Source organism: Stenotrophomonas sp. Nf1, assembly GCF_003028475.1.
Classification (GTDB): domain Bacteria; phylum Pseudomonadota; class Gammaproteobacteria; order Xanthomonadales; family Xanthomonadaceae; genus Stenotrophomonas.
The window spans coordinates 183,929-202,786 of the sequence record NZ_PYTV01000003.1 but is presented as its reverse complement, the minus strand read 5'-3'; the positions used below and the strand labels follow the sequence as shown (position 1 = coordinate 202,786).

The window sequence follows — 18,858 nt, the reverse complement described above, 5'->3', positions numbered from 1 at the left end:
CACACCGCTGCGGAAGCCGAGCGTGGCTCGGCTCTACAACATCCTGTCATGACCCGAATTCAGTTCCGCCGCCTGGATGGCATCCTGCTGCTCGACAAGTCGACCGGCATGAGCTCCAACGCCGCCCTGCAGGTGGCCCGTCGCCTGTTCCGCGCCGAGAAGGGCGGCCATACCGGTAGCCTCGACCCGCTGGCCACCGGGCTGCTGCCGCTGTGCTTCGGTGAAGCCACCAAGATCGCCGGCCTGCTGCTCGGTTCGGCCAAGGCCTACGACGCCGAGATCGTGCTCGGCCAGACCACCGATACCGATGATGCCGAAGGCCAGGTGCTGCTGCAGCGCACGGTGCCTGCCATCAGTGCCGACGCCCTGCAGGCCGCGCTGGCGCCGCTGACCGGCACCATCCTGCAGCGTGCGCCGATCTATTCGGCGCTCAAGCAGGGCGGTGAACCGCTGTATGTGAAGGCTCGGCGCGGTGATGTCATCCAGGCACCCGAGCGCGAGGTGCAGGTGCACGCCATCGAGGTGCTGGAGCAGCAGCCGGAACGGCTGCGCCTGCGCGTGACCTGCGGCTCGGGCACCTACATCCGCAGCCTGGCCCGCGACCTGGGCGAGGCCCTGGGCTGTGGCGCCCACATCAGCGCGCTGCGCCGGCTCTGGGTGGAACCGTTCCGTGAGCCGGCCATGGTCACCCTGGACCAGCTGCGGGCGATGGTCGAGGCCGGTGACGAGGCCGGCATGGACGCGTTGCTGCTGCCGCTGGCCGCCGGGCTGGCCGAATACCCGCGGGTCGACCTCGATGCTGAGCAGGCGCATCGCTTCTGCGTCGGTCAGCGCCAGCGCGACCTGTCCTGGCCGCAGGGCCTGGTGGCCGTGTTCGGTCCGGACGATGCTGTCCAGGGGCTCGGGCAGGTTGATGACAGCGGGCTGCTGGCCCCGCAGCGCCGTTTCAACCTCTGACCGGGGCAGGCCGGTTCAGCCCCGGTCCTTGTCCCGGAAGCCCCTGGCCGTTACAATTTCGCGGCCGTTTTCCGGCAACCTGCTCCACGCAGGTTTCATCCTTGTAGTCCACGGCGAGCCTGGCGGTGCGCGAAGCGCGTTCCTGCCGGCCACGCATCACAGAGAAAAAAGAAAATGTCGATCGACACCCAGAAGGTCATTGAAGACAACAAGCGCAGCTCGGCTGACACCGGCTCCCCGGAAGTCCAGGTGGCCCTGCTGACCGCCCGCATCGAGCTGCTGACCGGCCACTTCAAGACCCACAAGAAGGACCACCACAGCCGCCGCGGCCTGCTGCAGATGGTCAACCGCCGTCGCAGCCTGCTCGACTACCTGAAGAAGAAGGACGTCGAGCGTTACAAGGCCCTGATCGAAAAGCTTGGCCTGCGTCGCTAAGCAACGAATCCCCCGCGGCGCAGCGATGCGCCGCGGTTTTGTTTTGTAGCACCGCAATCCCCGATTCAGGCCGGAACGATCCGGCCACCCGCTGGCGGCAAGGGTCGCCGACGGTCCAAATTCGCAGACAGCATCCCCAAGGACACCCTCCGTGGCAAAAATCACCAAAACCTTCCAGTACGGCAAGCACACCGTCACGCTTGAGACCGGCGAAGTCGCCCGTCAGGCCAGCGGCGCCGTCATCGTCAAGATGGACGACACCGTACTGCTGGTCACCGCCGTCGCCGCCAAGAGCGCGCGCGAAGGCCAGGACTTCTTCCCGCTGACCGTCGATTATCAGGAAAAGTTCTACGCCGGCGGCCGTATCCCGGGTGGTTTCTTCAAGCGTGAAGGCCGTGCGACCGAGAAGGAAACCCTGATCTCGCGTCTGATCGACCGTCCGATCCGCCCGCTGTTCCCGGAAGACTACAAGAACGAAGTGCAGATCATCGCCACGGTGATGTCGCTGAACCCGGACGTGGACGGTGACATTCCGGCCCTGATCGGCGCCTCGGCGGCCCTGGCCCTGGCCGGCACCCCGTTCATGGGCCCGATCGGCGCTGCCAAGGTCGGTTACAAGAACGGCGAGTACATCCTGAACCCGACCGTCAGCGAACTGGCTGACTCGCAGCTGGAACTGGTCGTGGCCGGTACCTCCAACGCCGTGCTGATGGTTGAATCCGAAGCCGCGCTGCTGTCCGAAGAGGTGATGCTGGGCGCCGTGACCTTCGGTCACCGCGAAATGCAGAAGGTCATCAACGCGATCAACGAGCTGACCGTCGAAGCCGGCACCAAGCCGTCGACCTGGGAAGCCCCGGCCAAGAACGACGCGCTGATCTCCGCCCTGAAGGAAGCCATCGGCCCGCGCCTGGGCGAAGCCTTCCAGGTGCGCGACAAGCTGCAGCGCCGCGACGCCATCTCGGCGATCAAGAAGGACGTGGTCGAAACCCTGGCTGGCCGCGTGGCTGCCGAGGGCTGGAACCCGGCCGAGCTGTCGAAGGAATTCGGCGAGCTGGAATACCGCACCATGCGTGACTCGGTGCTGGACACCAAGGTCCGCATCGACGGCCGTGCGCTGGACACCGTCCGCCCGATCGCGGTCAAGACCGGCGTGCTGCCGCGTACCCACGGTTCCTCGCTGTTCACCCGCGGCGAAACCCAGGCCATCGTGACCATCACCCTGGGCACCGCCCGTGACGGCCAGGTCATCGACGCCGTTGCCGGTGAGTACAAGGAAAACTTCCTGTTCCACTACAACTTCCCTCCGTTCTCGGTGGGCGAGTGCGGCCGCATGATGGGCCCGAAGCGCCGCGAAATCGGCCACGGTCGCCTGGCCAAGCGCGGCGTGCTGGCTGTCATGCCGTCGCTGGAAGCCTTCCCGTACACCATCCGCGTCGTCTCGGAAATCACCGAGTCGAACGGTTCCTCGTCGATGGCTTCGGTCTGCGGTTCGTCGCTGGCCCTGATGGACGCCGGCGTGCCGGTGAAGGCCCCGGTGGCCGGTATCGCCATGGGTCTGGTCAAGGAAGGCGATCGCTTCGTCGTCCTGTCCGACATCCTGGGTGATGAAGATCACCTGGGCGACATGGACTTCAAGGTCGCCGGTACCGCTGAGGGCATCTCCGCCCTGCAGATGGACATCAAGATCGAAGGCATCACCGAAGAGATCATGAAGCAGGCCCTGCAGCAGGCCAAGGCTGGCCGTCTGCACATCCTGGGCGAAATGGCCCACGGCCTGACCGCGCCGCGCGAAGAGCTGTCGGACTACGCGCCGCGCCTGCTGACCATCAAGATCCACCCGGACAAGATCCGCGAAGTGATCGGCAAGGGTGGTTCGACCATCCAGGCCATCACCAAGGAAACCGGCACCCAGATCGACATCCAGGATGACGGCACCATCGTCATCGCCTCGGTCAACGCTATCGCTGCCCAGGCCGCCAAGGCCCGCATCGAGCAGATCACCTCGGACGTCGAGCCGGGCCGCATCTACGAAGGCAAGGTCGCCAAGATCATGGACTTCGGTGCGTTCGTCACCATCCTGCCGGGCAAGGACGGTCTGGTCCACGTCTCGCAGATCTCCAGCGAGCGCGTCGAGAAGGTCGGCGACAAGCTGAAGGAAGGCGATGTGGTCAAGGTCAAGGTGCTGGAAGTCGACAAGCAGGGCCGTATCCGCCTGTCGATGAAGGCCGTGGAAGAAGGCGAAGGCGCCAGCGCCGAGTAATCGACCTCCGGTCGATGACGGTAGGTGAGGACCGTTGGTCCTCACACTTCGCAGGTGAAAAAGCGGGCTTCGGCCCGCTTTTTCTTTTTCGTAGCGTCGAGCTTGCTCGATGTCCGTTCTTCGTAGCGTCGAGCTTGCTCGACGTCCGTTCTTCGTAGCGTCGAGCTTGCTCGACATCCGCTCTTCGTAGCGTCGAGCTTGCTCGACATCCGCTCTTCGTAGCGTCGAGCTTGCTCGACATCCGCTCTTCGTAGCGTCGAGCTTGCTCGATGTCCGTTCTTCGTAGCGTCGAGCTTGCTCGACGTCCGCTCTTCGTAGCGTCGAGCTTGCTCGACTGCTTCTGCTTCCATCAGTCGAGCAAGCTCGACGCTACGGTGCGTCACCGGCTCGGCGTCACTCAGCGGATGCAAACATCCCGGTGCTGCTGCGTCGGCACGTGTCCTGCTGCACTGCATGATGGCCGTGGTGTGACTGCTGGATTGTCGTCACCCGGCAGATCGCGCCTGTCCAGTGGACGACATGCCACGACATCGGTCCTGCAGGCGCATTGGTTTGCTAACGTGACGGCGCCTTCGAACCAGGAGATCGCATGTTCCGCCAGACCGTGGCCGTCCTTGCCGTGCTGATTGCCGGTGCCTTGCCCATTGCTGCGCAGGGCGCGCCGGCGCAACCGCCGATCTTCGGTGCGTACTACCCCGGGGGCTCGGCCGAGCGCTACCCGGTGTCGAGCATTCCGGCCGAGCGCCTGACCCACCTGTTCTACGCGTTCTCCACCATCGAGGACGGGCGCTGCACGATCGGTGCGGAAGCGCCGAAGAACTTCGCCGCGCTGGCCGAACTCAAGAAAGCGCATCCGCACCTGCGCACGCTGATCTCGATCGGTGGCTGGGGTGCCGGCGGGTTCTCCGATGCGGCACTGACCGAGGGCAGCCGCAAGCGCCTGGTCGATTCGTGCATGGCGCTGTTCTTTGATCGCCACGCCGGCAGCTTCGATGGCGTGGACATCGACTGGGAATTCCCGGTCAGTGGCGGGCCGAAGGAGCTGGCGCACCGCCCGCAGGATCGCGCCAATCTGACCCGGCTGGCGCAGGCGTTCCGCGTGGCGCTCGATGCGCACGGGCGCAAGGTGCAACAGCCGATGCTGCTGACCGCCGCATTGGCCGCCGGCCGCCTGCAGACCGATGGCCCGTACGATCCGGCCGCCAGCTACGACCTGCCGGCGCTGGCCAAGGTGTTCGATTTCATCAACCTGATGAGCTACGACATGGGCACCGGCTTCTCGGCAGTGTCAACGTTCAACGCGCCGCTGCATGAGGTGGCGGCTGACCCGTTGGCGCCGGAGCTGCGACGCTGGAACAACGTGGCCGGCGCGGTGCAGTACTACCGCCAGCACGGTGTGCCGGCCGACAAGCTGGTGCTGGGCGTGCCGTTCTATGGGCGCGGCTTCAAGGTGACCGGCAACGCTGCCGATGGCCTGTACCAGCCCTACAGCGCGCCGGCCGATGCTGGCGACTGGCGGGTGATCAAGGCGCGCTATCTCGACCAGCCCGGCTGGACGAAGCATTGGCAGCCGCAGGCGCAGAGCCCCTGGCTGTACAACAGCGAACAGAAGGTCTTCATCAGCTATGAGGACCCGCGTTCGATCGGCCTGCGCGCGCAGTTCGCCCGCGAGCAGGGCGTGGCCGGGGTCTTCATGTGGGAGCTGACCGGCGACGACGAACAGGCCAGCCTGCTCAACGCCATGCTGGGCCCGTGGCAGAAGGCACGCATCGGCGATTGAGCCGTGACCGCGCCGTAGTAGCGTCGAGCTTGCTCGACGGCTGTTGGCGCGGTGTGTATCGGTAGCGCCGGGCCATGCCCGGCGGATCTCTGCGAGAACGCCACAACCGTCGAGCAAGCTCGACGCTACTCAATCAGTTCGGATCGCCGTTGCGATCGCATTGGCGATTGAGCGATGACCGCGCTGTCGTAGCGTCGAGCTTGCTCGACGGCTGTTGGCGCGGTGCATATCGGTAGCGCCGGGCGATGCCCGGCGGATCTCCGCGCGAATGCCACAACCGTCGAGCAAGCTCGACGCTACTCAATCAGTTCGGATCGCCGTTGCGATCGTATCGGCGATTGAGCGATGACCGCGCTCTCGTAGCGTCGAGCTTGCTCGACGGCCGTTGGCGCGGTGTGTGTCGGTAGCGCCGGGCCGTGCCCGGCGGATCTCCGCGAGAAGGCCACAACCGTCGAGCAAGCTCGACGCTACTCAATCAGTTCGGATCGCCGTTGCGATCGCATCGGCGATTGAGCGATGACCGCGCTGTCGTAGCGTCGAGCTTGCTCGACGGCTGTCGGCGCGGTGTGTATCGGTAGCGCCGGGCCACGCCCGGCGGATCTCCGCGCGAATGCCACAACCGTCGAGCAAGCTCGACGCTACTTGGCGCGGTGTGTGTATCGGTAGCGCCGGGCCATGCCCGGCGGATCTTCGCGCGAACGCCACAACCGTCGAGCAGGCTCGACGCTACTCAATCAGCCCAGACGCTGTTCGGATCGCCGTTGCGTGCGCGGCGCTGGCTGGCCACGGCCAGGCGGGCGAAGCCGAACGCCATCGCCAGTGCGATCGCATCGACCCAGAACAGCGGCCACTGGCCGTGCGTGGCGGCACGCCACAACCAGTCACCACTGAGTGCTCCATGCAGGATCGGCACCAGTGCGGTACTGATCGCCGCCGCCCACAGCAGCTCGCGCGCGGCCTGCGCCGGGCGCCGCAGCGCGGCCCACAGCGCACAGACCGCCCAGCTGCCGAAGCAGGCCCAGCGGATGCCGTGGTCGACGACCGACGGTGCCCACCGTTCCAGCACCAGCGCGGTGCCAAACGCGACTGAGATCGCCACGCACAGGCCGATGCAGACCCCCACCGTGGCCCGGGCCATGTTCACCCCGGCGCGCGGTTGCTGCGGCTGGCGCCGCTTGCGGCGGGATTCGATCCACAGCAGATTGCCCGAATAGAACAGGAAGGCACCGCCCAGGCCGAGCAGGAAGTACAGCCAGACCACCACGCCATTGCCGAACTCGCCGAAATGCAGTGCGTAGGCGGCACTGAGCGTGGCGTGATTGGCATCACGGTGGCCCGGCAGCTGGGTGGCCAGGACATTGCCGGTGGCCACGTCCAGCGCCACCGAACCCAGCGGCCCGAGCGTGCCGGTGGATTCACCGGTGATCTCGATGGTGGCATGGGCGTCGCCGGCATTGGCCAGTTTCAGGTAGGCCGGCTCGAAGCTGGCCACACCCTGCGCACGGGCAACCTCCAGGGCGCGCGCATGCAGCACGCGCAGGCTGCCCGGCGGCGCCGGAATGCCGGTGGCCTCGCGCACCGGCGCGGTGTCCATCGCCGCGGGCGCCGCCGCCAGCACCTTGCCGTCGTAGATCAGTGGATTGAGCAGGGCCATCTGCACGAAGACCAGGCAGAGCAGGGCGCCGGTAACGGCGAACATCAGGTGGAAGGGCAGGCTGAGCACGCCGATCACGTTGTGCGCGTCCTGCCACATCTGCTTCAGGTTGCGGCCGGGGCGCAGCGCGAACAGATCGCCGAGCAGCTTGGGCAGATGGATCACCAGGCCACTGAGCAGCGCCATGCCGTACAGCAGGCTGACAATGCCCATCACATAGATGCCGGCCACCGGCAGGCCGAGACTGTAGTGAAGTTCGTTGACCAGTTCGGCCAGCCCACTCTGCGGGGGCGTCGGGCTGCCGCTGATCTGGCCCGGCCACGCGTAGCGCCAGCTGCCGTCGTCGGCCTGCCAGTAGGCCAGCGGTTGCGGGTGCTCGGCGCCGGGGAAGGTCATCCCGACGTGGCGGCGCGCTTCCGGATGCGTGGCCAGCACGTCCTCCAGCAGGTACTGCGCGTCGTCCAGGCCAGCGGGCAGTGCGGTCGCAGCGCCAGGCGTCTGCCACAGCGGCAGGTCATGATGGAACAGGGTCAGTGCGCCGGCGTAGAACGCCACGAACAGGCCGAAGCCGGCCACAAGGCCGACCCAGGTGTGCAGGGTGGTGAAGGTGCGCAGGGTCTGCGAGCTGAACTTCATGCGGTCGGTCTCATTGCACGGCACCGGCCAGGCGCAGCAGCCCGAGCACGGCGAAGCCGGCCGTTGCGCTGCCGGCCAGCACCAGCCAGGCGCGTAGTGCGCTGCGGAAACTGAACGCCCACAGGGCCGCCAGCATCCACAGCGGCACGAAGGCGATCAGGCTCGGAACCAGGGCGTTCTGCCAGGGGCCGGGAGGCAGCCAGGTGACCAGCCCGGTCACCGCGGCGGCCAGGAAGAAGCCGGCGACGAGGCCGGCGAAGGCACGCGCCCACATCAGGGCGACTCCGCGCCGGGGCGGTGCCAGGCCGCCAGCGTCGGCAACAGCATGGCCGACAGCATCCAGGTACACAGCATCGCCACCAGCCCGGCGGCAAAGCCGAGCTCGGCCATCCACAGCCACAATGCGGCGGCGGCGGCAACCAGGCCGATCTGGCGGCCAAGGCGGCCGGCACGGCGCAGGCGCGGCCAGCGGCAGTGCGGCGAGGCGGCATAGAAGGACAGTGCCGAGAACATCGCCGACAGCATGCCCAGGCTGCAGAAGCCGAGCGTGGAAAGGCCGACGGTGATCATCGCGGGTGGCCGGCGCAGCTACGGGCGGGCGAACGCGGGGCACGGGCGGGGCCGGCGGGAGCCGGTCGGAGCGGGTGGCGCATCACGAGGTCCTGGGGGAAAGCGGGCAGGCTGGCACAGGGCGGGCCGCGCGGACATGGTAATCATTGCGTTTTCACGCCGCCAGCGACGCTCATTCAGCGGGCCGTACGGTGGCCCTTGGGCTTTCCCGCCCGCTGGTTTAAGATCAGCGCAGAACCCTGACTGGAACAAGGTGGCCCGCGCCCAGCGCCGGCCGAGCGTGTGACATGAGCACTACCACCGCCCGCTGTTGACCTGCCCCCGAAGGCCCTGTGTTCCAGGCGCCCTCGCGGCGCTTTTTTATTGCCCGGGCTCCGGCCCGGGACCGCTTTCCAGCCCGCCCGGCGGGCCCCGCACGAAGCTACTGCGATGATCAACATTACCCTTCCCGACGGCAGCCGCCGCGAATTCGAAAACCCCGTCAGCGTCATGGACGTCGCCCAGTCGATCGGCGCCGGCCTGGCCAAGGCCACCATCGCCGGCGCTGTGGATGGCGTACTGGTCGATGCCAGCGACGTCATCGACCACGATGCCAGCCTGCGCATCATCACCGCCAAGGACGAGGAGGGCGTGGAGATCATCCGCCACTCCTGCGCCCACCTGGTCGGCCACGCCGTCAAGCAGCTGTACCCGGACGTGAAGATGGTGATCGGCCCGGTGATCGCCGAGGGCTTCTACTACGACATCTACTCCGAGCGCCCGTTCACCCCGGACGACATGGCCGCGATCGAGAAGCGCATGGGTGAGCTGATCGCCCAGGACTACGACGTCATCAAGAAGATGACCCCGCGCGCCGAAGTGATCGAGATCTTCAAGGCCCGTGGCGAGGACTACAAACTGCGCCTGATCGAGGACATGTCCGCCGACATCCAGGCCATGGGCATGTATTACCACCAGGAATACGTTGACATGTGCCGCGGCCCGCACGTGCCGAACACGCGCTTCCTGAAGGCCTTCAAGCTGACCCGCATCTCCGGCGCGTACTGGCGTGGCGACGCGCAGAACGAACAGCTGCAGCGCATCTACGGCACCGCCTGGGCCGACAAGAAGCAGCTTGAGGCCTACATCAAGCGCATCGAAGAAGCCGAAATGCGCGACCACCGCCGCATCGGCAAGCAGCAGGACCTGTTCCACCTGCAGGAAGAAGCGCCGGGCCTGGTGTTCTGGCACCCCAAGGGCTGGGCGCTGTGGCAGGTGGTCGAGCAGTACATGCGCAAGGTCTACCGCAACAGCGGCTATGGCGAAGTGCGCTGCCCGCAGATCCTGGACGTGAGCCTGTGGAAGAAGTCCGGCCACTGGGACAACTACCAGGACAACATGTTCTTCACCGAGTCGGAAAAGCGCACCTACGCGGTCAAGCCGATGAACTGCCCGGGCCACATCCAGGTGTTCAACCAGGGCCTGCACAGCTATCGCGATCTGCCGATCCGCTACGGTGAGTTCGGTTCCTGCCACCGCAACGAGCCGTCCGGCGCGCTGCACGGCATCCTGCGCGTGCGCGGTTTCACCCAGGACGACGGCCATGTGTTCTGCACCGAAAACCAGATCGAATCGGAAGTGACCGCGTTCCACCAGCAGGCGCTGGCGGTGTACCAGCACTTCGGCTTCGACGATATCCAGATCAAGATCGCGCTGCGTCCGGAATCGCGCCTGGGTGACGATGCCACCTGGGACAAGGCCGAGGGCGCGCTGCGCTCGGCGCTGACCGCCTGCGGCGTGGAATGGCAGGAGCTGCCGGGCGAGGGCGCCTTCTACGGCCCGAAGATCGAGTATCACCTGAAGGACGCCATCGGCCGTACCTGGCAGCTGGGCACGATGCAGGTCGACTTCATGATGCCCGGCCGCCTCGGCGCCGAGTACGTGGACGAGAACAGCCAGAAGAAGCACCCGGTCATGCTGCACCGGGCCATCGTCGGCTCGATGGAGCGCTTCCTGGGCATCCTGATCGAGCACCACGCCGGCCAGTTCCCGGCCTGGCTGGCGCCGACCCAGGTGGTGGTGGCCAATATCACCGACGCCCAGGCCGAGTACGTCGCGGGCGTGACCAAAACCCTTGCGGAGCAAGGCTTCCGCGTCAGCTCGGATTTGCGTAACGAGAAGATCGGCTATAAAATCCGCGAGCATACGTTGCAGCGCGTGCCCTACCTGCTGGTCATCGGTGACCGCGAGAAGGAAAATGGGGCTGTGGCGGTGCGTACGCGTTCTGGCGAAGACCTGGGCAGCATGAGCCTGCAGGCCTTCATCGAGCGGCTCCAGGCCGAGGGCGCGTAAGCAAAGGTCCGGTCCGGGGGCACAGGCACCCGGACCGGTTCGATACCCTTGGGAGAACGTAATATCAGCACCCCTGACAACAAACAGAACCGCAAGAATCAGGAAATCCGTGTGCCGCGCGTCCGCGTGATCGGCAGTGACGGAGAAATGATCGGCGTGTTGTCGCGCGACGAAGCGCTGTCCATGGCCGAAGATGAAGGCCTGGACCTGGTCGAAATCCAGCCGCAGGCCGATCCGCCGGTCTGCAAGATCATGGACTTCGGCAAGTTCAAGTTCGAAGCGCAGAAGAAGGCCAGCGAGGCCAAGAAGAAGACCAAGCAGGTCGAGATCAAGGAAGTGAAGTTCCGTCCGGTCACGGACGAGGGCGACTACCAGATCAAGCTGCGCAAGATGCGTGGGTTCCTTGAGGATGGTGACAAGATCAAGGTCAACATCCGCTTCCGTGGCCGTGAAATGAGCCACCAGGAACTGGGCCGTGAAATGGCCAACCGGATCGAGACCGATCTGGGTGAGGACATCGTCATTGAATCCCGTCCGCGCCTGGAAGGGCGTCAGATGGTCATGATGATCGCGCCGAAGAAGAAGACCTGAGGCCTGACGGGCCGCCTTCCGGGGCGCCTGGCTGAATGGTTCAGGGTAAAGGGGCGCCGTTGGCGTCCCTTTGCTTTTGCAGCAGGCCGGTGAATTGCCGGTAAAGGGTTGCAGGGGCTGGTGGCAGGGCGGTTTTGCCTGTATCATGCCCGGCTCGACCCACCCAGGACGGGTCGTACGCCGATCATGGCAGGACGGAAAGAGCGGCCCAGGCCGCCGCCAGATCAGTCAGAAACCAGGGTCACCCCCATCAAGGACATTGCAATGCCCAAGATCAAGACCAACCGGGCAGCGGCCAAGCGTTTCCGCAAGACCGCCTCGGGCAAGTACAAGTGCGGCCACGCCAACCGTAGCCACATCCTCACGAAGAAAGCGACCAAGCGTAAGCGTAATCTGCGTCAGACGGGCCATGTCCGTGCAGAAGACGCAGGCCGTCTGGACCGCATGCTCCCTTACCTCTGAGGAACTGAAAAATGGCACGAGTTAAGCGTGGCGTACAGGCGCGTCGCCGCCACAAGAAAATCCTGACCCTGGCGAAGGGTTACTACAACGCTCGCCGCAAGGTCTTCCGCGTTGCCAAGCAGGCGGTCATCAAGGCACAGCAGTACGCCTACATCGGCCGTAAGCAGAAGAAGCGCAACTTCCGTTCGCTGTGGATCACCCGCATCAACGCGGCTGCCCGCATCAACGGCATGAGCTACAGCCGCTTCATGAACGGTCTGCTGAAGGCCGGCATCACCCTGGATCGCAAGGTCCTGGCTGACATCGCCGTGCACGACGCAGCCGGTTTTGCCGCGCTGGCCGAAAAGGCCAAGGGCGCGCTGGCGGCATAAGTCCTTCCCGATGCCGTAACCGTTCTGCGGAACGGTGTCAGGTCAAGGCAATGCATGGGGAAGGGCGCAAGTCCTTCCCCATTCTTTTTTGGGTCCCGGCGTGGCCACAGCGGCAGCGCGGGGACGGCGGTGGCGACAGGGGTCGGCCCTTCGCGCATCGCGATGGCAGATCGACTGGAGTTCCGGCCCCCCATGAGCGACATCCAATCCCTCACCACCCAGGCGCTGGCCGATGTGGCCGCCGCACAGAGCCCCGACGTGCTGGAACAGCTGCGCGTGGCCCTGCTTGGCAAGAGTGGCAGCATCACCTCGCAGCTCAAGCAGCTCGGCGCCCTGCCGGCCGACGAGCGCAAGGCCGCCGGTGAAGCGATCAACCAGGCCCGCGACGCGCTGACCCGCGCGCTGGGCGAGCGCAAGGCGCTACTGGAAGACGCGGCGCTGGATGCGCGCCTGGCCGCCGAAGCCATCGACATCACCCTGCCGGGCCGCAACGGCGAGCGCGCCGGCCTGCACCCGATCACCCGCACCCTGGAGCGCATCACCGGCATCTTCGGCCGGCTGGGCTACGAGCTGTCGGAAGGGCCGGAGATCGAGGATGACTGGCACAACTTCGAAGCGCTGAACTTCCCGCCGCACCATCCGGCGCGCGCGATGCACGACACCTTCTACTTCGGCGACGGCCGCCTGCTGCGCACGCATACCTCCGGTGTGCAGGTGCGCTACATGGGCGACCACGCGCCGCCGCTGCGCATGATCGCCGCCGGCAAGGTGTACCGCAGCGACAGCGACCAGACCCATTCGCCGATGTTCCATCAGGTCGAAGGCCTGCTGGTGGACGAGCATTCGACCTTCGCCGACCTGAAGGGCACGCTGGCCGAGTTCGTGCGCGCGTTCTTCGAGCGCGATTTCGAGATGCGCTTCCGTCCCAGCTACTTCCCGTTCGTCGAACCGGGCGCGGAAGTGGACATCGCCTGGCAGCAGCCCGATGGCAGCACCCGCTGGCTGGAAGTGCTCGGCTGCGGCATGGTGCATCCGAACGTGCTGCGCAACGTCGGCATCGATCCGGAGCGCTACACCGGCTTTGCCTTCGGCATGGGCGTGGAGCGCTTTGCGATGCTGCGCTACGGCGTCAACGATCTGCGCGCGTTCTTCGAGAACGATGTGCGGTTCCTGAAACAGTTCGCGTAAGCCGCAATCGTGTAGAGCCGAGCCATGCTCGGCTGCTTTTCTGGATGGACGCCTCCTTGCGCATGCGCTGGGCGACCACAAAACCGCAACGGGAGGCGCGCCTCCCACCAGGGTGACACCATGAAATTCTCCGAAAACTGGCTGCGCAGCCACGTCCCGACCTCCGCCTCGCGCGATGAGCTGAGCGCGGTGCTGACCGCCATCGGCCTGGAAGTGGAAGACGTGACCGCGCTCGGCGACGGCCTCGATCACGTGGTCGTGGCACGCATCGTCGAAGCGGTGCGCCACCCCGAAGCCGATCGCCTGCAGGTGTGCAAGGTCGATGCCGGGCAGGGCGAGCTGCTGCAGATCGTCTGCGGTGCGCCGAATGCGCGCCCGGGCCTGGTTGCGCCGCTGGCGATGGTCGGTGCGCAGATCGGCGAGCTGAAGATCAAGCCGGCCAAGCTGCGCGGCGTCGAGTCGAACGGCATGCTGTGCTCGGCCAAGGAGCTGGGCCTGGACAACGATGCATCCGGCCTGCTGGAACTGCCGGACGATGCGCCGGTCGGCCAGACCCTGGTCGATTACCTGGGACTGCCGGACGCCAGCATCGAGATCAAGCTGACCCCGAACCGCGCCGACTGCTTCAGCCTGCGTGGCATCGCCTACGACGTCGCCGCTGCGACCCGCAGCGAAGTGCTGGATTTTGCCGCCGATGCCATTGCGCCGGTCGGCAGCCGTGAGCTGTCGATCCAGCTCGATGCCGGCGCCGAAGCGCCGCGCTACCTGGGCCGTGTCATCGAAGGCGTCAACGCCGCCGCCACGACGCCCCTGTGGATGGCCGAGCGCCTGCGCCGCAGTGGCGTGCGCCCGGTCTCGCTGCTGGTCGACATCACCCAGTACGTGATGCTCGAGCTGGGCCAGCCGATGCATGCCTATGACCTGGGCACCCTGCAGGGCAGCATCGCGGTGCGCCGTTCGCGCGCGGGCGAGACCCTGAAGCTGCTGGACGGCCGTGATGCCACGCTGGACGACAGCTTCCTGGTGGTCACCGATGCCGATCGCGCGGTCGGCCTGGCCGGCCTGATGGGGGGCTTCGACACCCGCGTCACCGATGCCACCACCGCCGTGTTCCTGGAGGCCGCGCACTTCGCGCCGGCCGCGATCATGGGCCGCGGCCGCAAGCTGGGCCTGCACACCGATGCCGGCCACCGCTTCGAGCGTGGTGTCGATCCGGCGCTGCCGCGTACCGCGATCGAGTACGCCACCCGCCTGGTGCTGGATCTGGCCGGTGGCACCCCGGCGCCGGTTACCGAAGCCGTGCGTGAGGCCGATCTGCCGCAGCCGGCAACGATCGTGCTGCGCCGCGCGCGCATCACCCGGGTGCTCGGCATCACCATCGACGATGCCGAAGTCGAGCGCATCCTGCGCGCGCTGGGCATGGACGTGGCCGCCACTGCCGAGGGCTGGCAGGTGGCCGCGCCGAGCCGCCGCTTCGACATCGCCATTGAAGAAGACCTGATCGAAGAGCTGGCCCGTATCCACGGTTACGAGCAGATTCCGACCACGCTGCCGGGCGGTGCCGCCCGCGTTGCGATGCCGAGCGAGACCCAGCTGGACGCGCTGAGCGTGCGCCGCCAGCTGATCGCCCGCGACCAGCAGGAAACCGTCAACTTCGCCTTCGTCGACGACGCGCTGCTGACCCAGTGGCAGCTGCGTGACGGGCTGGTGCCGCTGGCCAACCCATTGTCGGCCGAACTGGCGGTGATGCGCCCGTCGCTGCTGCCGGGCCTGGTCGCCACGCTGGGCCGCAATGCCGCCCGCCAGCTCGGCCGTGTTCGCCTGTTCGAGATCGGTCGGGTGTTCGCCCAGCAGGCCGGAGAAGGCCAACCGGCACCGCTGGAAACCCCGCGCGTGGCCGCTGCGGTCTGCGGCGATGCGCAGGCGGTGCAATGGGGCCTGCCGACCCGCAAGGTCGATTTCCATGACCTGAAGGGCGATCTGGAGTCGCTGGCGGCTGCCAGTGGTGCGCAGCTGGAGTTCCGCCCGTCGGCGCGTGCCTACGGCCACCCGGCGCGTTCGGCCGAGGTGTTGCGCGATGGCGTGGCGATCGGCTGGATCGGCCAGGTCCACCCGCGCCTGGCCAAGGCGATGGACATCGAAGCCGACGTGTACGCCTTCGAGCTGGACCTGGAGCCGTTGACCGCCCGCCGCCTGCCGCGTGCCGGCGAGCTGTCGCGCTTCCCGGCGGTGCGCCGCGACCTGGCGTTCCTGGTGCCTGAACAGGTGGCCTGGGCCGATCTGGCCGCCACCGTCCGCCAGGCCGCCGGGCCGCTGCTGCGCGAGCTGAACCTGTTCGACCGCTATGTCGGCCAGGGCGTCGAGCCGGGATTCAAGAGTCTCGCTATGGGCTTGATTTTGCAGGACAAGTCGCGCACTCTGACGGACCGCGACGTGGATGCGGTGGTGGCCGAGGCGGTCACTGCCATCGAGCGTGAACACCACGCCCGGATCCGCGGCTGAGCGGGCAGCACTCGGGGGTAGCAGGCAATGGCATTGACCAAGGCGGAGATGGCGGAAAAGCTGTTCGACGAAGTCGGTCTGAACAAGCGGGAAGCCAAGGAATTCGTCGACGCGTTTTTCGATGTGCTGCGTGAAGCATTGGAACAGGGACGTCAGGTGAAGCTGTCGGGCTTCGGTAATTTCGATCTGCGGCGCAAGAACCAGCGCCCGGGTCGCAACCCCAAGACCGGCGAGGAAATTCCGATTTCCGCCCGTACGGTGGTGACCTTCCGTCCGGGCCAGAAGCTCAAGGAGCGGGTGGAAGCTTATGCTGGATCCGGGCAGTAACCGCGAACTACCGCCGATACCGGCCAAGCGCTACTTCACCATCGGTGAGGTCAGCGAGCTGTGCGACGTCAAGCCGCACGTCCTGCGCTACTGGGAAACCGAGTTCCCCAGCCTTGAGCCGGCCAAGCGCCGAGGCAACCGTCGCTACTACCAGCGCCACGACGTGCTGATGGTGCGGCAGATCCGCAGCCTGCTGTACGAACAGGGCTACACCATCGGTGGTGCACGCCTGCGTCTGGACGGTCCCGATGCCCGCGAGGAATCGGCGCTGAGCAACCAGATCATCAAGCAGGTGCGCATGGAGCTGGAAGAAGTGCTGCAGTTGTTGCGTCGCTGATCCCATTTCCATCGTAATCCGCTATACTTCACGGCCCGCCGCACTGGCGGGCACATCGCAGCATCAGTCGGGGCGTAGCGCAGCCTGGTAGCGCATCTGCCTGGGGGGCAGAGGGTCGTCGGTTCGAATCCGGCCGTCCCGACCACTGTGATGAATCAAAGAGCCTGCGCAGCGATGCGTGGGCTTTTTTGTGCGCGCGGTGTATGCTGCGCGCCACTCGTACTACCGCGGCTGCTGAACCCGGTACTCACGAGAACACACAATGGAATCTGCAAGAAACCGTGCCTGGCGTCGCAGCCAGGCCTGCAACCGCGGTGGCGACCGCGCCACGACGGCGTACAGCTACAAGCCCGAAAAGAACTGGAAGCTGCTGTACACGCGCGGTGCCAAACTCGCGCGCGCACGCCAGCTGGGCTTCGTCTATCCGGTCCTCAGCGCCCGCCAACTGCAGGAACAGGAATGATCAAGCTGCTGTTCGTCTGCAGCCGCAACCAGTTGCGCAGCCCGACCGCCGAAGCCATGTGGCAACGGCGGCCCGGATTCACCGCGCTGTCGGCCGGCACCAGCCCACATGCACGACGCCCCATCGGCCCGGCGGACATCCGCTGGGCCGATGTCATCTTCGTGATGGAGGCCAAGCACCAGCATCGCCTGCAGGCCACCTACGCGCGCCTGCTGGAGCACAAGCGCCTGCATTGCCTCGATATCCCCGATGACTACCGCTGCATGGATCCGGAGTTGATGGATCTGCTGGACGCCAGGGTGACCGCCTGTCTGGATCAGCTGCCGGCAAAGCGGTAGATCAGTTCCGGATCGCCTTCGTCCAGACCGTGCACGATGCCGCTGCCGATGAAGCCGGAGGCGTTGAGCAGGCGTTGCATGCCGGTGTTGGAGGCATTGGTTGAAGTAAACAGCTTGCGCTGTCCCTGCAGTGCGCTTGCGTGGCGCAGCAGGGCGGCCCCGATGCCCCGGCGGCGCTGCGCGTGCGCCACCATCAGCATCTCGATGAAGGCTTCGCCGAAGAAGTGGCGGTGGATGACCAGATAGCCGGCCACCACATCGTCCCGTTCCGCCACGTACACGGCGGCGCTCGCCAGCCAGCCGGCAATCTGCCGCGCGCGTTGCGGATCGCCGGCCGCGACGCTGTCGAGCGCGACCAGTGCGGGCAGATCGCGCGGCACCGCGTCGCGCAGACGCAGCATCGTCGGGGAGGCATCGGGTGGCGGCATCGTCGGCTCCTGGGCGGGTCGGGCCCAGTCTATCGAGTGCGCCGGCCGCGTTCGCCCATCCGCCGCGGCCAACACGTGGCCGCCGCTCAGTACACCCGGAATTCGGCGCGGCAGCCGTCGCTGACCCACACCCCGCGGCGGTCCCAGCCCCAGTTGCGGTCCTCGATGCAGGGCGTCACCGACTTCTGCTTGACCAGGCGTACCTCGTGACGCACGCGGATGCGGCATTCCTTGTCCTTTTGTTCGTATGACTCGCAGACCAGGCGTTCGCCGTCATCGTCGCGGTCCCGGCCGTGGCCCGGCCAACGTCCGCGTCCGTCGGCCACGAACTCGGCACGACAGCCGTCGTCGACCCAGAGCATGCGGCGGCTCTGCCCCCAGTTCTGGTCCTCCACGCAACGGGTGACCGACAGCTGCCTGGCCAGGCGCATGCGGCCTTCGATGGGGCACTGCTGGGGCTTGTTGAACTGCGATTCGCAGCGCAACGGCGAAATGTGATCGCTGTCGTAATCCCGGGCTGCCACCGGGGTGGCGGCCAGCAGCAGGGTCAGGGTGGAGAGGGCGATCGGCAGCAGCAGGCGATGGGTCATGAGCAGTCTCGGCAGGGGAACGGGCCGCAAGAATGGACCAGGCCGGGGCCGCCGGAACGGATCGTTGCAGCGAGGGCTCATGCGGGATTTAGTAGTGCGCACGGGCCCATGCAGAGGCTTACATCCCGTATCATCGCTGCACATCCGATCGCATCGGCTTACACCTTCTTACATGTCTGCCACGCCTGGCGGCGCAGCCTGTGGCTGTCGTCACTGGCGTGCGCGCGGCCTGCGGGAGACGATGCGCGGACCACGACGACCACAGGGGGTTGCGTTGATCAGCAGTACCGTCATTCATCGTTCGGCGAGCACCGATGCTGGGCCGGTGCAGGTCCTGGACACCACGTTCAAGGGCAAGCATGTGTTTGTTGCCTGGGGCCTGCGCGGGCCGGAACTGACCCGCAGCGCGGACCCGGCCACCACGGTGGCCGCGCGCAAGGCGCTGCAGGCAGTAGCAGGGCACAGCGAAGGGCCGCGCAGCCCGGAAGTGTTCATCGCCAACCAGTCGGCGGTGGCGATCACCGTCTATCGCCTGCTGACCGAGGCACGTTCGGGCGACGCCATCTTCTTCCTGTGTGATTCGCAGGCGGTGGTCGATTGGCTGATCACCGCGCTGGAAGTGCAGGGCGAGGGCTGAC

General features: G+C 66.4%; 21 protein-coding genes and 1 tRNA gene. 16 read left to right on the top strand and 6 right to left on the bottom strand.

The features are described from left to right. Positions 1 to 48: 48 nt before the first annotated feature. The 3 genes from truB (at position 49) to pnp (ending at position 3,652) form a co-directional block, all read left to right on the top strand. A complete protein-coding gene (gene truB, locus C9412_RS07490; protein ID WP_107231056.1) occupies positions 49 to 957 on the top strand; it encodes a tRNA pseudouridine(55) synthase TruB in 909 nt (302 codons plus the stop codon). Positions 958 to 1,131: 174 nt separating this feature from the next. Further along, complete coding sequence (gene rpsO, locus C9412_RS07485) at positions 1,132 to 1,392, top strand: 30S ribosomal protein S15 (RefSeq protein ID WP_005410445.1); 261 nt, start codon at positions 1,132 to 1,134, stop codon at positions 1,390 to 1,392. A gap of 151 nt (positions 1,393 to 1,543) precedes the next feature. Then, on the top strand, positions 1,544 to 3,652 hold the full coding sequence (pnp, locus tag C9412_RS07480; protein ID WP_107231055.1) for a polyribonucleotide nucleotidyltransferase: 2,109 nt from the start codon (positions 1,544 to 1,546) through the stop codon (positions 3,650 to 3,652). 41 nt (positions 3,653 to 3,693) lie between these two features. Here the strand turns inward: pnp and C9412_RS20515 are convergent, their stop codons facing one another. Beyond that, positions 3,694 to 4,002 (bottom strand): hypothetical protein, encoded by a 309-nt coding sequence (locus tag C9412_RS20515; RefSeq protein ID WP_146161737.1) that lies wholly within the window; start codon positions 4,000 to 4,002, stop codon positions 3,694 to 3,696. A gap of 239 nt (positions 4,003 to 4,241) precedes the next feature. Between C9412_RS20515 and C9412_RS07475 the strand changes: the two genes are divergently transcribed. Then, positions 4,242 to 5,432, top strand: a complete 1,191-nt coding sequence (locus C9412_RS07475) for a glycoside hydrolase family 18 protein (RefSeq protein WP_107231054.1) — start codon at positions 4,242 to 4,244, stop codon at positions 5,430 to 5,432. Between the two features lie 730 nt (positions 5,433 to 6,162). Here C9412_RS07475 and C9412_RS07470 read toward each other — a convergent pair. The 3 genes from C9412_RS07470 to C9412_RS07460 are packed head-to-tail and all read right to left on the bottom strand — an operon-like array spanning position 6,163 to position 8,292. After that, the gene (locus C9412_RS07470) at positions 6,163 to 7,722 is read right to left on the bottom strand and encodes a PepSY-associated TM helix domain-containing protein (RefSeq protein WP_107231053.1); all 1,560 of its coding nucleotides are present in this window, start codon (positions 7,720 to 7,722) and stop codon (positions 6,163 to 6,165) included. A 10-nt stretch (positions 7,723 to 7,732) separates the two neighbouring features. Continuing rightward, positions 7,733 to 7,996 carry a hypothetical protein gene (locus C9412_RS07465; RefSeq protein WP_107231052.1) on the bottom strand — a complete coding sequence of 88 codons (264 nt, stop codon included), beginning with the start codon at positions 7,994 to 7,996 and terminating at the stop codon, positions 7,733 to 7,735. Continuing rightward, positions 7,996 to 8,292, bottom strand: a complete 297-nt coding sequence (locus tag C9412_RS07460) for a hypothetical protein (RefSeq protein WP_107231051.1) — start codon at positions 8,290 to 8,292, stop codon at positions 7,996 to 7,998. Before C9412_RS07460 ends, C9412_RS07465 begins: the two co-directional genes overlap by 1 nt. Before the next feature lie 429 nt (positions 8,293 to 8,721). Between C9412_RS07460 and thrS the strand changes: the two genes are divergently transcribed. The 11 genes from thrS (at position 8,722) to C9412_RS07405 (ending at position 17,202) form a co-directional block, all read left to right on the top strand. Continuing rightward, a complete protein-coding gene (gene thrS, locus C9412_RS07455; RefSeq protein ID WP_107231050.1) occupies positions 8,722 to 10,623 on the top strand; it encodes a threonine--tRNA ligase in 1,902 nt (633 codons plus the stop codon). 63 nt (positions 10,624 to 10,686) lie between these two features. Continuing rightward, entirely contained in the window at positions 10,687 to 11,214 is a 528-nt protein-coding gene (infC, locus tag C9412_RS07450) for a translation initiation factor IF-3 (protein ID WP_074725076.1), read from the top strand. Between the two features lie 264 nt (positions 11,215 to 11,478). Further along, complete coding sequence (gene rpmI, locus C9412_RS07445) at positions 11,479 to 11,676, top strand: 50S ribosomal protein L35 (protein ID WP_005410436.1); 198 nt, start codon at positions 11,479 to 11,481, stop codon at positions 11,674 to 11,676. 11 nt (positions 11,677 to 11,687) lie between these two features. After that, positions 11,688 to 12,047: a 50S ribosomal protein L20 gene (gene rplT / locus C9412_RS07440; RefSeq protein WP_017157120.1), complete on the top strand. Its 360-nt coding sequence runs from the start codon at positions 11,688 to 11,690 to the stop codon at positions 12,045 to 12,047. A 192-nt stretch (positions 12,048 to 12,239) separates the two neighbouring features. Next, entirely contained in the window at positions 12,240 to 13,235 is a 996-nt protein-coding gene (locus tag C9412_RS07435) for a phenylalanine--tRNA ligase subunit alpha (protein WP_072169124.1), read from the top strand. 120 nt (positions 13,236 to 13,355) lie between these two features. Continuing rightward, the gene (pheT, locus tag C9412_RS07430) at positions 13,356 to 15,737 is read left to right on the top strand and encodes a phenylalanine--tRNA ligase subunit beta (RefSeq protein WP_107231049.1); all 2,382 of its coding nucleotides are present in this window, start codon (positions 13,356 to 13,358) and stop codon (positions 15,735 to 15,737) included. 27 nt (positions 15,738 to 15,764) lie between these two features. Next, positions 15,765 to 16,064, top strand: coding sequence for an integration host factor subunit alpha (locus C9412_RS07425; RefSeq protein WP_005410432.1), 300 nt, complete (start codon positions 15,765 to 15,767; stop codon positions 16,062 to 16,064). Next, a complete protein-coding gene (locus C9412_RS07420; protein ID WP_005410431.1) occupies positions 16,045 to 16,401 on the top strand; it encodes a MerR family transcriptional regulator in 357 nt (118 codons plus the stop codon). The genes C9412_RS07425 and C9412_RS07420 overlap by 20 nt, the downstream gene beginning before the upstream one ends. A 68-nt stretch (positions 16,402 to 16,469) precedes the next feature. Next, a tRNA-Pro gene (locus tag C9412_RS07415) sits at positions 16,470 to 16,546 on the top strand. A 117-nt stretch (positions 16,547 to 16,663) separates the two neighbouring features. Then, entirely contained in the window at positions 16,664 to 16,864 is a 201-nt protein-coding gene (locus C9412_RS07410) for a hypothetical protein (protein ID WP_107231048.1), read from the top strand. Beyond that, the gene (locus C9412_RS07405) at positions 16,861 to 17,202 is read left to right on the top strand and encodes a phosphotyrosine protein phosphatase (protein WP_107231047.1); all 342 of its coding nucleotides are present in this window, start codon (positions 16,861 to 16,863) and stop codon (positions 17,200 to 17,202) included. Before C9412_RS07410 ends, C9412_RS07405 begins: the two co-directional genes overlap by 4 nt. Here C9412_RS07405 and C9412_RS07400 read toward each other — a convergent pair. Then, the gene (locus tag C9412_RS07400; protein ID WP_107231046.1) at positions 17,181 to 17,630 is read right to left on the bottom strand and encodes a GNAT family N-acetyltransferase; all 450 of its coding nucleotides are present in this window, start codon (positions 17,628 to 17,630) and stop codon (positions 17,181 to 17,183) included. The genes C9412_RS07405 and C9412_RS07400 overlap by 22 nt on opposite strands. An 86-nt stretch (positions 17,631 to 17,716) precedes the next feature. Further along, a complete protein-coding gene (locus C9412_RS07395) occupies positions 17,717 to 18,220 on the bottom strand; it encodes a DUF3011 domain-containing protein (RefSeq protein WP_107231045.1) in 504 nt (167 codons plus the stop codon). Positions 18,221 to 18,461: 241 nt separating this feature from the next. Between C9412_RS07395 and C9412_RS07390 the strand changes: the two genes are divergently transcribed. Then, on the top strand, positions 18,462 to 18,857 hold the full coding sequence (locus C9412_RS07390; RefSeq protein ID WP_107231044.1) for a hypothetical protein: 396 nt from the start codon (positions 18,462 to 18,464) through the stop codon (positions 18,855 to 18,857). The last annotated feature ends 1 nt before the right edge of the window (position 18,858 follow it).

Coding starts and splice junctions, on each gene's coding strand:
- truB (WP_107231056.1), top strand. CDS start 49: ATGACCCGAATTCAGTTCCGCCGCCTGGATGGCATCCTGCTGCTCGAC.
- rpsO (WP_005410445.1), top strand. CDS start 1,132: ATGTCGATCGACACCCAGAAGGTCATTGAAGACAACAAGCGCAGCTCG.
- C9412_RS20515 (WP_146161737.1), bottom strand. CDS start 4,002: ATGGAAGCAGAAGCAGTCGAGCAAGCTCGACGCTACGAAGAGCGGACG.
- C9412_RS07475 (WP_107231054.1), top strand. CDS start 4,242: ATGTTCCGCCAGACCGTGGCCGTCCTTGCCGTGCTGATTGCCGGTGCC.
- C9412_RS07470 (WP_107231053.1), bottom strand. CDS start 7,722: ATGAAGTTCAGCTCGCAGACCCTGCGCACCTTCACCACCCTGCACACC.
- C9412_RS07465 (WP_107231052.1), bottom strand. CDS start 7,996: ATGTGGGCGCGTGCCTTCGCCGGCCTCGTCGCCGGCTTCTTCCTGGCC.
- C9412_RS07460 (WP_107231051.1), bottom strand. CDS start 8,292: ATGATCACCGTCGGCCTTTCCACGCTCGGCTTCTGCAGCCTGGGCATG.
- thrS (WP_107231050.1), top strand. CDS start 8,722: ATGATCAACATTACCCTTCCCGACGGCAGCCGCCGCGAATTCGAAAAC.
- rpmI (WP_005410436.1), top strand. CDS start 11,479: ATGCCCAAGATCAAGACCAACCGGGCAGCGGCCAAGCGTTTCCGCAAG.
- rplT (WP_017157120.1), top strand. CDS start 11,688: ATGGCACGAGTTAAGCGTGGCGTACAGGCGCGTCGCCGCCACAAGAAA.
- C9412_RS07435 (WP_072169124.1), top strand. CDS start 12,240: ATGAGCGACATCCAATCCCTCACCACCCAGGCGCTGGCCGATGTGGCC.
- pheT (WP_107231049.1), top strand. CDS start 13,356: ATGAAATTCTCCGAAAACTGGCTGCGCAGCCACGTCCCGACCTCCGCC.
- C9412_RS07425 (WP_005410432.1), top strand. CDS start 15,765: ATGGCATTGACCAAGGCGGAGATGGCGGAAAAGCTGTTCGACGAAGTC.
- C9412_RS07420 (WP_005410431.1), top strand. CDS start 16,045: ATGCTGGATCCGGGCAGTAACCGCGAACTACCGCCGATACCGGCCAAG.
- C9412_RS07410 (WP_107231048.1), top strand. CDS start 16,664: ATGGAATCTGCAAGAAACCGTGCCTGGCGTCGCAGCCAGGCCTGCAAC.
- C9412_RS07405 (WP_107231047.1), top strand. CDS start 16,861: ATGATCAAGCTGCTGTTCGTCTGCAGCCGCAACCAGTTGCGCAGCCCG.
- C9412_RS07400 (WP_107231046.1), bottom strand. CDS start 17,630: ATGCCGCCACCCGATGCCTCCCCGACGATGCTGCGTCTGCGCGACGCG.
- C9412_RS07395 (WP_107231045.1), bottom strand. CDS start 18,220: ATGACCCATCGCCTGCTGCTGCCGATCGCCCTCTCCACCCTGACCCTG.
- C9412_RS07390 (WP_107231044.1), top strand. CDS start 18,462: ATGCGCGGACCACGACGACCACAGGGGGTTGCGTTGATCAGCAGTACC.